1 protein-coding gene is annotated in these 14,078 nt (G+C 66.6%); it reads left to right on the top strand.

Annotation, left to right across the window (positions count from 1 at the left end; genetic code table 11):
- Nucleotides 1-58 precede the first annotated feature (58 nt).
- Complete coding sequence (locus tag AO356_RS24290) at nucleotides 59-14,005, top strand: non-ribosomal peptide synthetase (protein WP_060741934.1); 13,947 nt, start codon at nucleotides 59-61, stop codon at nucleotides 14,003-14,005.
- Nucleotides 14,006-14,078: the final 73 nt, after the last annotated feature.

Raw genomic sequence — 14,078 nt, 5'->3', positions numbered from 1 at the left:
ACGGTTCCTCCCGTCGCCCCGCCATCACCGTTGCCCCTTTTTACGCAGGACGCTTTCAATGACCACCGAAAAAACCACTGGCAACCCGATCGAAGACATTTACCCGCTGTCGCCGTTGCAACAAGGGATGCTGTTCCACTCCCTGCTGCACGAAGACTCCGGGGTGTACCTGATGCAGGATCGCTACCGCATCGGCGGGGCCATCGATGAAGGGGCGTTCCTCGAATCGTGGCGCCAGGTGGTGGCACTGCACCCTTCCCTGCGCGCCAGTTTCCAGTGGAAAAGCCAGAAGCAACCGGTGCAGGTGATCCATCGCCAGGTCAAGGTCCCGCTGGACACCCTCGACCTGCGCGGGCTCGCGCCCCATGAGCAGGAGGCGCGGATCCGCACGCTGCTGGAATACGAGCAGAAAGTCGGCTTCAATCTGTCCAAGCCACCGCTGATTCGCTTCCGGCTGGTGCGCCTGGCCGACGAGTCCTACGAGTTCATTCGCAGCTTCCACCACATCCTGATGGACGCCTGGTGCATCTCCCTGGTGACCGTGGACTTCCTCAAAGTCTACGAAGCGCTGTGCAACGACCGCACGCCGGAACTGAAAAGCCCTCGGCCGTTTCGCGATTACATCCAGTGGCTGCAACGCCAGGATGCGGGCAAGGCCGAGCAATTCTGGCGCGGCCAGTTGCAAGGCCTCAACGCCCCGACGCCACTGACCGTGGACAACGGCGTGAGCCGCGACCGCTACACCGATGCGGTGCTGGTGGACGACCAACTGATTCACCTCGACGCGCAGGAAACCCAGGCACTGGCGGCGTTCTGCCGCAGTCGCCGGATCACCCCGAACACGTTTTTCCAGGGGGTCTGGTCGTTGCTGCTGTCGCGCTACAGCGGGCAGCAGGACGTCGTCTTTGGTGTCACCGTGGCCGGCCGTCCGGCTGACCTGACCGGCGTTGCGGAAATGATCGGCCTGTTCATCAACACCTTGCCGCTGCGGGTTTCGGTGGATCCGAACGCCTCGCTCGGCAGTTGGCTGGGCGACCTGCAAAAACTCAACGTCGACATGCGCGACTTCGAGCACACGCCGTTGACTGACATCCAGGGCTGGAGCGATTTCCCCCGGGGCGAGACCCTGTTCGACAGCATCCTGGTGTTCGAAAACGCGCCCATCGACGAACAGATCCTCGAAGGCGGTTTCCAGTTCAGCCTCGAAGGCATGGACCACAGCGTGCACACCCACTACGGCTTGACCGTGGTGATCCTGCCGGGCGAACAACTGGGCATCCGCGTGTCCTATGACCGCGAACGTTTCGAGGCCGCCACCGTGCAGCGCCTGCTGGGCCACATCGCCAGCCTGGTGCGCAGCATGCTCGTCGCCCCCGACGCGCCGTTGGCCAGCTTCGAACTGCTGGCGGCCGATGAACGTCAACAGTTGCTGGGCGAATGGGCGCTGAACCCCCACGACTTTGCGCTGGATCAAAGCTACGCCGAGCTGTTTGCCGCTCAGGTCGCCCTGCGCGGTGATCAGGTCGCCGCGACCTGCGCCGGTGAGTCGCTGACCTACGCCGAGCTGGACCTGCGTTCCACGCGCCTGGCCCACGCCCTGCACGAGGCCGGTGCCGGTGAAGACCAACTGGTCGCGCTGGTGGCGCCTCGTGGCCTGGCGCTGTTGACCATGATGCTGGCCGTGTTCAAGGCTGGCGCGGCGATGCTGCCCCTGGAGGTCAATCACCCGCCCGAGCGCCTGCGGGAAATCCTCGGGCTGTCCCGCGCGCCGCTGCTGATCGCCAGCCAAGCCTGCAGCGGTCTGCTCGACCCACTGCTCAGCGGCCTCGACCAGGCGCCCACGGCGCTGTTCGCCGAAGCCTGCTGGGCATCGGGCGACGACACGCCACTGCCAGTGCTCGCCCGCCCCGACAGCCTGGCCTACGTGCTGTTCACCTCGGGTTCGACCGGCACGCCAAAGGGCGTGATGATCGAACAGCGCGGCATGCTCAACAACATCTTCGGCAAGGTGCCGGCCCTGGGGCTCTGCGCCGCCGACCGCATTCCCCAGACCGCTTCGGTGGCGTTCGACATTTCGGTGTGGCAGTTCCTCGCCGCGCCGGTGCTCGGCGCCACCGTGCACATTCTTCCCGATGAAGTTGCCCACGACCCGCAACGCCTGTTGCAGGTGCTCGCCAGCGAGCGCCTGAACGTGCTGGAAATCGTCCCGAGCCTGATGCGCACCGTGCTCGCGTTATGCCCATGCGATTTGCAACTGCCGGACCTGCGCTGGGTATTGCCCACCGGTGAAGCCCTGCCGCCGACCGTGGCCCGGGACTGGTTCGCACGGTTCCCCGACATCGCCCTGATGAACGCCTACGGACCGGCCGAATGTGCCGACGACGTGGCCTTCCAGCCGATCTTCGCAGCCCCGGGGGCCGAGGTCAGCCACATGCCCATCGGCCAGCCGACCGCCAACAACCGTCTGTATGTGCTGGACGAAGCCCTGCGCCCGGTGCCGGTTGGCGTCGCCGGGGAAATCTGCGTCGGCGGCGTCGGCGTCGGTCGCGGCTACCTGCACGACCCGCAGCGCACCGCCGAGGCCTTTATCGAGCACCCTCAACTCGAAGGTCGCCTGTACCGCACCGGTGACCTGGGACGCTGGCGTGCAGACGGGGTGATCGAATACCTCGGCCGTCGCGACCAGCAGGTAAAACTGCGCGGGCACCGAATCGAACTGACGGAAATCGAACACCGTCTCGCCCAGCACCCGAACGTACGCGAAGCCGCCGTCCTGCTGCGGGAAAACACCGTCGGCGAAGCCTGGCTGGTGGCGTACTGGTCGGCCCATGACGAGACCCAGGGCAGCGACGGCCTGAGCGAACATCTGCGGGCGCAACTGCCGCCGTACATGGTGCCGGCGGCTTTCGTCGGCCTGGACAAACTGCCCCTGAACAATAACGGCAAGGTCGACCGCAAGGCCCTCGCCGCCCGCGAGCTGGACTGGCAGGCGGACGCCCAGGAGAGCATCGCCCCGCGCAACGCCCTGGAAACCACCGTGGCGTCCATCTGGGCCGAAGTCCTGGGACGCGACATGGTCGGCGTGGAAGACAACTTCTTCACCCTCGGCGGGCACTCGCTGCTGGCGACCCAGATCGTGGCCCGCCTGCGCACCCAGTTCAAACTGGACCTGCCATTGCGGGTGCTGTTCGAACACCCCACCGTAGCCTTGCTGGCCGTGGCCATCGACGCCCGCCAGGCCGAGGCCGCCGCACCGCAAGCCAACGCGCTCAGCGTGCCCAAGGCCCAACCACGCCCGACGCTGCTACCCCTGTCGTTCTCGCAACAGCGCCTGTGGTTCATCGAGCAACTGACGCCGGGCACCACCCTGTTCAACATCCCGTTCGCCCTGCACCTCAAGGGTGAACTCAATGTCCAGGCGCTGCACGCCAGCCTGAACGACCTGCTGGTGCGCCACGAAATCCTGCGCACCGGCATCCACAGCACCGACGGCCTGCCGTGCCAACGCATCAGCCCAGCGCTGGACATCGCGTTGCCCTTCGAAGACTTGTCGGGGCTGACCGCCACCGCCCGCGCCGGCGCGCAATTCAATGCCCTGCAAGACACCTTCGAGCAGCCGTTCGACCTGACCCGCCCACCGCTACTGCGTGCGCGCTTGCTGCGCCTGGCGCCGGGCGAGCACGTGCTCGGCATCGCCCTGCATCACCTGGTGTCGGACGCCTGGTCGGCCACCATCGCCCTGCGCGAGCTGGCCCTGGGTTATGAAGCCCGTTGCAACGGTACTCGCGCCGACCTGCCAGCCCTGCCGCTGCAATACGCCGACTTCGCCCTCTGGCAGCGCGAACACCTGCAAGGCGCCGAACTCAAGCGCCAACTCGACTACTGGACCACCACCCTGGACCGTCGCGACAGCGACGCCAGCCCGCTGCTGGCCTTGCCCACCGACCATCCACGGCCCTCGGTGCAAAGCTACCGCGCCGGGATCGTGCAGCGTGAACTCAGCGCCGACCTCAGCGGCCGGGTACAAGCCTTTGCCAGTCGTCTCGGCACCACACCGTTCACCGTCCTGTTCGCCGGTTTCGCCGTACTGATGCACCGCTTGAGCGGCGACGCGACGGTGCTGGTCGGCACCCCGGTCACCCACCGTGAACAACCGGGCACCGAAGGCCTGCTGGGTATTCTGTTGAACAACCTGGCGATCCGCGCCGACTTCGATCCACAAGCCGGCTTCAGCGCCCTGGTCAAGCAAGTGGCCGAACGCCTGCGCGATGGCCTGCTGCATCAAGACTTGCCGTTCGAGCAGCTGGTGGACAGCCTGCAACTGCCGCGCAGCCTCAGCCATGCGCCGCTGTACCAGGTCATGGTCGCCCAGCAACTGGCCATGGAGTCGCGGTTGCGCTTCCCCGGGTTGGAATTCGAAGCGCTGGACACCCCGCTGCGCCACTCCGAATGCGACCTGGACCTGCACGTGCTGTGCCCGGCCAACGCGCCGATCCAACTGGAGTTGATGTTCGCCCTCGACCTGTTCGTCGCCGACAGCGCCCGCCAGACCCTCGCCCGCCTGGAACACCTGCTCGAACACATGCTCGCCGAGCCCCAGCGCCCGGTCGCCGCCTTGCCGCTGCTGATGGACGCGGAGTGGCAACGCACCGTGGTCGAGTGGAACCGTACCGAGATGGAGGTGCCGACGCACCTGACCTTTGCCCAGTTGTTCGAACAACAGGCCGAGCGCACCCCGGAGCGTGACGCCCTGTGTTTCGAAGGCCGCAGCCTGAGCTACGGCGAACTGAACCGGCGGGCCAACCAGGTGGCGCATTACCTGCGCAGCCAGGGCGTTGGCGCCAACCGCCCGGTGGCGCTGTGTGTCGAGCGTTCGCTGGAACTGCTGGTCGGCCTGCTGGGCATTCTCAAGTCCGGTGGCGCCTATGTGCCGCTGGACCCGACCTACCCGGTGGATCGCCTGGCGTACATGCTCGAAGACGCGCAACCGGCACTGTTCATAGGCCAGCAGGGCCTGTTGGAACAACTGGGCGCCGAACTGCCCCGCTTGCGCCTGGACAGCGACGCGGCGCTGTTCGCCAACCAGCCGGACAGCAACCCGGCCCCGCTCGCCGGGCCGCAAGACCTGGCCTACATCATGTACACCTCCGGTTCGACCGGTAAGCCCAAGGGCACCCTGGTGACCAACGGTTCGGTGGTCAACCTGGCCTGGGCGCGTATCCATGGCTTGTATCGCCGCTACACCGACCAGCCGATGCGCACCAGCTTCAACTACTCGTTCGCCTTCGACAGTTCGGTGGCCGAGCTGATCCTGTTGCTCGACGGCCATAGCCTGTACCTGACCCCGGAAGACGTGCGCTACGACCCCGAGGCCCTGGCCGGTTTCTTCCGCGATACCCGCCTGGACGCCTTCGAGTGCACCCCGGCACAGCTCAAGGCCCTGCTCGAAAGTGACGGCGTTCGCCTTGGCGAGGTGTACCTGCCGCGCTTCGTGCTGTTCGGTGGCGATGCGGTGGACGCCCAACTGTGGCAACGCCTGCCATCGATTGCCGGCAGCCGCTTCTTCAACACCTACGGCCCGACCGAATGCACCGTGGATGCCACCGGTTGCGCGGTGGATGACTTCCCGCAGCGGCCGATCATCGGCCGGCCCATCGCCAACGTGCGCACCTACGTGCTCGATGCCTTCCTCAACCCGATGCCGGTGGGCGTCCCGGGGGAACTGCACATCGGCGGTGCCGGCGTGACCCTGGGCTACCTCAACCGTGCCGAACAGACCGCGAAGGTGTTCATCGAAGACCCGTTCTCGTCCCTGCCAGGCGCACGGATGTACAAGTCCGGCGACCTGGTGCGCTGGTTGCCCGACGGCCAGCTCGAGTACCTGGGACGCATGGATCATCAGGTGAAGATCCGTGGCTTCCGTGTCGAGCTGGGGGAAATCGAAACCCTGATCGGCGCCCAACCGGGCGTACGCCAGGCCGTGGTGCTGGCCCGTGAAGACGTACCCGGCGACAAGCGCCTGGTGGCCTACGTGACGTGCGACCAGCAGGCCGACATCCATGCCTGGCGCAAAACCATTGGCGCCGCCCTGCCCGACTACATGGTGCCCTCGGCGTTCGTGCTGCTCGATGAGCTGCCGCTGACCGACAACGGCAAACTCAACCGCAAGGCCTTGCCGGCCCCGGACATCCAAGCCGCGCCAGACGCCCTGGACCCGCCGCGCAGCGCCGCCGAACAGCAACTGGCCGCCCTGTGGGCCGAGTTGCTGAACGTGCCGTCGACGCAGATCGGCCGTGACAGCCATTTCTTCTACCTCGGCGGCCACTCGCTGCTGGCGGCGGCGCTGTTTGCCCGCCTGCGCCAACAGTTCGCCACTGTGCCGCCGTTGCGGGCGGTGTTCGAACACCCGACCCTCGACGCCTTGGCCGCGCTGCTGGGCGATCCCCTGCAAGCCCCGGCGGCGACCTTCGTTGCGGCGCCGCGTCCGGCGCGCCTGCCGCTGTCGTTCGAACAACAACGCTTGTGGTTCCTCGAGCAACTGAGCACCGGCGGTGGCGAGTACAACGTGGTCAGCGCCGTGCAACTGGACGGCGAACTCCATGTCCAGGCCCTGCAAACGGCCCTGAACAGTGTGGTCCAACGCCACGAGATCCTGCGCAGCCGCATCGTGCGCGATACCGACGGTGAGTTGGTGTTGATCATCGAACCGAAGGTCGATCTCACCGTGCAGGTGACGGCCCTGCAGGCGACCAGCGACGAACAGTGGCAGCAACTGACCGACGCGGCGATCCACGCAGAAACCGGTCGCCGTTTCGACCTCGCCGCCGAAGTGCCGGCCCGGGCCACGCTGCTGCAACGCAGTGGCGGCGCCCAGTCGCTGCTGTTGCTCAGCGTGCACCACTGCGCCACCGATGACGCCTCCAGCCAGAACCTGCTGGAGGAACTGCGACAGTGCTACACCGCCCAGTGCCAAGGCACTCCGGTGGCACTGCCGGCGCTGGCGCTGCAATACCCCGATTACGCCCTCTGGCAGCGCGAGCCCGGCCAACAGACCGCGTTCAGCAGCCAACTGGAATACTGGCGCAACCAACTGGAGGACGGCGACTACCTGCTCGACCTGCCGACCGAACAGGGCCGTCCAAACCAGCTCGCCCCGGCGGCCGGCGCGGTGCAACTGCAATTGCCGCCCGCCCTGGTGGAACGTCTGCGGCAGTTCGCCCAGCAACGCGGTGCCACCCTGTACATGCTCATGCTCGGTGCCGCGCAGTTGCTCTTGGGGCGCTACGCCAACCAGCGCGACGTACGGGTCGGCAGTCCGGTGGCCCAGTGTCCATTCGCCGAGCTGCAACCGCTGATCGGCTGCTTCGTCAACACCGTGGTCATGCGCGCCGACCTGGATCCGGCCCTGGATTTCGAAGGTTTGCTCAACCAGGTGCGCAACCGTGTGCTGGATGCCCAACAGCATCAGGACGTGCCGTTCGACCAGGTCGTGGAGCACTTGAAGCCTTCGCGCAGCCTCGGCCAGACCCCGCTGTTCCAAGTGCTGTTCGCCATGCAGAACGCCGACACGTCGAGCCAGCCATGGCCGCAGTTGCAGGTCAGCGAACGCGCGGTGACCGCCCAGGCCACCAAGTACGACCTGAATTGGGAAGTGCACGACGGCGAAGTGCTGTCGGTGTTGCTGGAATACCGCGCCGCGCTGTTCAGCGAAACCACGGCCCGGCGTTGGCTGGAACAATGGCAACAACTGCTGGAAGCCATGCTCGAGGCGCCACGCACCCGCCTCGGGGATTGGACACCGCTGCCGGCGGCCGAGCGTCATCGCCAACTGATCGAGTGGAACGCCACCGAACGTCACTACAGCGGCCCGACCAACCTGCACACCGCCCTGAGCCAGCAAGCGGCCCTGAGCCCCAACGCCCCGGCGCTGGTGTTCGAAGGCCAGCGCCTGAGTTACGCCGAACTGGACCAACGGGCGCAAACCGTCGCCCGCGCCCTGCGCGCCGCTGGCGTGGGCAGCGACAGCATCGTGCCGGTGTGCATGGAGCGTTCGGTGGAAATGGTCGTGGCCTTGCTCGGCATCGTCCATGCCGGCGCCGCGTGGCTGCCGCTGGATCCGGAGTTGCCGGCCACGCGCCTGGCCTTCTTGATCGAGGACGCCGATGCCAAGGTCACCTTGACCCAGGCGCAGTGGCTGTCGCGCCTGCCCGTTGGGCATCAGGCTTGGACCCTCGACGCCTTGCCGCAAGCCTCTGCGTTCGAGCCAATCAGCGTTCAGGCCAACGACCTGGCCTATGTGCTCTACACCTCCGGCTCCACCGGCCAACCCAAGGGCGTGATGAACGAACACGGCGCCTTGATGAACCGCCTGCACTGGATGCAGGACGCCTTCCCGATTGGCCCGAACGACCGTGTGCTGCAAAAGACGCCGTACAGCTTCGACGTATCGGTGTGGGAGTTCTTCTGGCCGCTGATCACCGGCGCGACCCTGGTGGTCGCCCGTCCGGACGGTCATCGCGACCCGGCCTACCTCAGCCAGTTGATCCAGCAGGAACGGGTCACGACCTTGCACTTCGTACCGTCCATGCTGCGGGCCTTTGTCGAAGAGCCGAGCCTGGTCGACTGCCACAGCTTGCGCCAGGTGTTCGCCAGTGGCGAAGCCTTGCCGGTGGACCTGGTGCGGCGCTTCATGGGCCAGCACCCGGCGGCGCTGGTCAACCTGTATGGCCCGACCGAAGCGGCCATCGACGTTTCGGTCTGGTGTTGCTCGGCGGACGATGTGATCGTGCCGATCGGCAAGCCCATCGCCAACCTGCGCTTGTACATCCTCGACGAAACCATGCAACCGTTGCCGATTGGCAGCATCGGCGAGTTGTACATCGGCGGCGTCGGCGTGGCCCGTGGCTATTTGAAGCGCCCGGACCTGACCGAAGAACGCTTCCTCGCCAGCCCGTTCGTGGCCGGTGATCGCCTGTACCGCACCGGCGACCGCTGCCGCTTCCTGGCCGATGGCAACATCGAGTACCTGGGCCGTCTCGACCACCAGGTGAAGTTGCGTGGCCAGCGCATCGAGCTGGGGGAAATCGACGCTGCGCTGCTGGCCCAGGCCGGTATTCGCGACGCCGCCACCTTGTTGCTGGATCAGCGCCTGGTGAGTTTCTGGTGCGGTGACGCCGATGAGGCGACCCTGCGTGCCGACTTGAGCGACAGCCTGCCCGTGCACATGCAGCCAAGCGTTTTCGTGCAACTCGACCGCCTGCCGCTCAACAGCAACGGCAAGCTCGACCGTAAGGCCCTGGCCGCCGCGCCGCTGCCACACAGCCAAAGCGACCAGCCGCGCACCGCGCCGCGCAATGCCACTGAAACCGTGCTCTGCGAACTGTTCAGCGAGGTGCTGGGCTGTTCAGACGTCGGTATCGAGGACCACTTCTTCCAACTCGGCGGCCACTCCTTGCTGGCCACCCGCCTGGTCAGCCGGGTCCGTGAGCGCCTGGGGGTGTCCCTGCCCTTGCCGCTGGTGTTCGCCCAACCGACGGTCGCGGCCTTGGCCGAGCATCTGCGGGCGGCCCTGCCCGATGAATCGATCAGCGTACAACCGCGCCCGGCGCAACTGCCCCTGGGCCTGGCCCAACACCGGTTCTGGATGCTCAGCCGCCTGGTGCCGGAGTCCCGCGAATACCACATGCCGTTCGCCCTGACCTTGCGCGGCGAGCTGCAGGTCCAGATCCTGCGCGAGGCCTTTGAGCAGGTCAGCCAGCGCCACCTGGTGCTGCGCAGCCGGATTATCGACGTCGACGGCGAGCCACAACTGCTGATCGACGACCACGGGCCGGCGCTCGCGGTCACGTGCGTTGCGACCCAGGACTGGGCCGCGACCTGTGCCAACGCCCAGGACGAACTGATGACGCCGTTCGACCTGGCCGCCGCCGCGCCTTGGCGTGCGCACCTTCTGCAACGCCAGGACAGCGACGAAAACCTGTTGCTGGTGTGCCTGCACCACAGCGCCACCGACGGTTGGGCCATGCAGTTGCTCATCGACGAACTGACCCAGGCCTACGCCGCCGGCCTCAGCGGGCAGTCGCCCGCGTGGACGCCGCTGGAGATCGACTACGTCGATTTCGCCCTGTGGCAACAGCACCCGGACACCCAGGCCCGGCGCCATGCCAGCCTGGACTACTGGAAAAACCACTTGGGCCAGGACGACTACCAGCTCGACCTGCCCATCGACCATCCACGCGGCGCCGAAGCCGATCGTCGCGCCCGGCAACTGAGCGTCCGCCTCGGCACCCAGCGTGCCGAAGCCATCCGACAGTTCGCCCGTCAGCGCGGCACGACCACCTACGTGGTGCTGGCCACGGCCCTGAGCGCGCTGCTGGCCCGCTACAGCGGCCAGCGGGAGATTCGCCTCGGCACCCCGGCGGACCAACGTGACCACGCCCAAACCCAGACATTGCTGGCCTGCCTGGTCAACACCCTGGTGCTCCGCAGCGACGTCGACCAACGGGCCCCGGCCGAGCAATTGCTCGCCAGCCTCGAAGCCGACCTGCGTGCAGCCCAGGCCCATGCCGACCTGCCTTTCGCCACCCTGGTCGGTGCCATCGCGCAGAACCGCGACTTGAACCGCACGCCGCTGTTCCAGGTGCTGTTCTCCCTCAACTATGGGCGCGTCGACAGCAGCCAATGGCCGGGCCTGAACGTCGAAGAGCAGATGCTGCCGGCGATCGACGCCAAGTTTGAACAGAGCTGGGAAGTCCAGGATGACGGCAGCGACATGACGCTGGCGCTGGAATACCAATCGGCCTTGTACGACGAAGCGACGATGCAACGCTGGAGCGCGCAGTGGTGCGCGCTGCTCGACGCCCTGGTGGCAACCCCTGGACACACCCTGGTCGAACTGTTCCCGCAACAGCAGGACCAACAGCAACTGGACCGCTGGAACGCCACCGAACGTCACTACAGCGGCCCGACCAACCTGCACACCGCCCTGAGCCAGCAAGCGGCCCTGAGCCCCAACGCCCCGGCGCTGGTGTTCGAAGGCCAGCGCCTGAGTTACGCCGAACTGGACCAACGGGCGCAAACCGTCGCCCGGGCCCTGCGCGCCGCTGGCGTGGGCAGCGACAGCATCGTGCCGGTGTGCATGGAGCGTTCGGTGGAAATGGTCGTGGCCTTGCTCGGCATCGTCCATGCCGGCGCCGCGTGGCTGCCGCTGGATCCAGAGTTGCCGGCCGCGCGTCTGGCCTTCTTGATCGAGGACGCCGATGCCAAGGTCACCTTGACCCAGGCGCAATGGCTGTCGCGCCTGCCCGTCGGGCATCAGGCTTGGACCCTCGACGCCTTGCCGCAAGCCTCTGCGTTCGAGCCAATCAGCGTTCAGGCCAACGACCTGGCCTATGTGCTCTACACCTCCGGCTCCACCGGCCAACCCAAGGGCGTGATGAACGAACACGGCGCCTTGATGAACCGCCTGCACTGGATGCAGGACGCCTTCCCGATTGGCCCGAACGACCGTGTGCTGCAAAAGACGCCGTACAGCTTCGACGTATCGGTGTGGGAGTTCTTCTGGCCGCTGATCACCGGCGCGACCCTGGTGGTCGCCCGTCCGGACGGTCATCGCGACCCGGCCTACCTCAGCCAGTTGATCCAGCAGGAACGGGTCACGACCTTGCACTTCGTACCGTCCATGCTGCGGGCCTTTGTCGAAGAGCCGAGCCTGGTCGACTGCCACAGCTTGCGCCAGGTGTTCGCCAGTGGCGAAGCCTTGCCGGTGGACCTGGTGCGGCGCTTCATGGGCCAGCACCCGGCGGCGCTGGTCAACCTGTATGGCCCGACCGAAGCGGCCATCGACGTTTCGGTCTGGCGTTGCTCGGCGGACGATGTGATCGTGCCGATCGGCAAGCCCATCGCCAACCTGCGCTTGTACATCCTCGACGAAACCATGCAGCCGCTGCCGATTGGCAGCATCGGCGAGCTGTACATCGGCGGCGTCGGCGTGGCCCGTGGCTATTTGAAACGCCCGGACCTGACCGAAGAGCGCTTCCTCGCCAGCCCGTTCGTGGCCGGCGATCGTTTGTACCGCACCGGCGACCGCTGCCGCTTCCTGGCCGATGGCAACATCGAGTACCTGGGCCGTCTCGACCACCAGGTGAAGTTGCGCGGCCAGCGCATCGAGCTGGGGGAAATCGACTCAGCCCTGCTGAACCTGCCGGCCATCACCGGCGCCTGCACCCTGGTCATCGACAACCGCCTGGTGGCGTTCTACAGCAGTAGCGCCGCGCAGTCGGACCTCGACACCCAGCTCGCGGCCGAGCTGCCGGCCTACATGGTGCCGGCGGTGTGGGTGCACATCCCGGCGCTGCCCCTGAGCACCAACGGCAAGATCGACCGCAAGGCCCTGGCCGCCCTGCCCTTGCCAAACACCCAGAAAGACTACGCGGCACCGCGCAACGAACTGGAACGCCTGCTCTGCCAGTTGTTCGGCGAACTGCTCGGCGAAACCTTGACTGGCGGTCGCGAAGTCGGCACCTCGGACAGTTTCTTCGCCCTGGGCGGTGACTCGATTCTCGGCCTGAAACTGATCTCGCGCTTGCGTGAGCAGGGCTATTCGCTCACGCCACGGGACCTGTTCCGCTCGCCGACCCCGGCGGCCCTGGCCCATGTGACCACGGCGCTGCTGACCCAGGCCGAACAAGGCGACGTGACCGGGCCGATGCCGCTGATGCCGTTGCACCAGTGGTTCTTTGACCAGCAACAGGTCCAGGCCGCGCACTGGAACCAATCGGTGCTGGCCGACAGCGACAGTCGCCTGGAACCGGCCATCGTCCAAGCCACGCTGGATCGGCTGGTGGCCCACCACGACGCCCTGCGCCTGCGTTTCACCCACGTCGACGGCCAATGGCAGGCACACATCGCACCGGTGGCACCGGCCCAGTTGACCTGCTGCGAGCACCCGGAGCAATTGCTGCAAGTCGCGCAAAGCCTGGACCTGCAACACGGCCCACTGTTTGCCGCGGCCCTGCTGGAAGGCACACCGCAGCGCCTGTACCTGGTGGCCCATCACCTGGTGGTCGATGCGGTGTCCTGGACGCCGCTGCTGGAAGATTTCCAACAGCTGTATCCCGCCCTGGAACGTGACGAACAGCCGACGTTGCCGGCGAAAACCACCTCTTATCGTCAATGGGCCGAGCACCTGCAAGCCCATGCCGCCAAGGCTGCCGCCGAGCAGCGCTACTGGAGTGCCCAGGCCTCTGCGAACCCGCCGCCCATGGCCACGGTCGCCGAACGCCAGACCCTGTCGGCCCGCTGGGATGCCAGCCGCACGCACCAATGGCTGACCGAGTCCCACGCGGCTTACCGCACACAACCGGAGGAACTGCTGATCGCCGCCCTCGCCGCGACCCTGGCCGAGGTCGAACAGCGCAGTGACATCGTCGTGGACCTTGAACGCCACGGGCGTGATGCACCGTTTGCCGGGCTGGACGTCGGCCGCACCGTCGGCTGGTTCACCACTCTCTACCCACTGCGCGTGAGTGCCAGCGGCGCCGCGGGCGATCAGGTGCGCAACGCCAAGCAAGCCTTGCGTGATGTACCCGGCCAGGGCCTGGGCTACGGCTTGCTGCGCCAGCACGGCGAGTTGCCGGCCAGCCACGGCGATGTGCTGTTCAACTACCTGGGGCATGAGCAAACGCCAGCGGGCTGGTTGCGCGCCAGCAGCCTGACCCCGCCACCGGATGTGGCCCCGGTGAACCGAGTGACCCATGCCCGTGAAGTAGTGGCCTGGCTGGAGGACGGCGTGTTGCGTGTCGAGTGGCACAGCGTCACGCCGAACGCCGACAGCCATTTGCCTGCTCGCCTGCTGGAACGTTTGCAGGCACTGGTCGAACACTGCCTCGACCCACAGGCCGGTTCGCTGATGCCTGCGGACTTCCCGCTGGCCAAGGCGCTGAACCAGAAATCCCTGGACAAACTGCTGGGCAAACTCAAGACCAAACCCGATTCCCAAAGCTAGCGAGCGACGCGGCGCCCGCCCAGGTCTGCGGACCGGCGCGGCGCCTTGATCGACGCTCACTCGAGTTTTCAAG

Source organism: Pseudomonas fluorescens (genome assembly GCF_001307275.1).
Classification (GTDB): Bacteria; Pseudomonadota; Gammaproteobacteria; order Pseudomonadales; family Pseudomonadaceae; genus Aquipseudomonas; species Aquipseudomonas fluorescens_AA.
This window is presented reverse-complemented; position numbering and strand designations above follow the sequence as displayed.

Coding starts and splice junctions, on each gene's coding strand:
- AO356_RS24290 (WP_060741934.1), top strand. CDS start 59: ATGACCACCGAAAAAACCACTGGCAACCCGATCGAAGACATTTACCCG.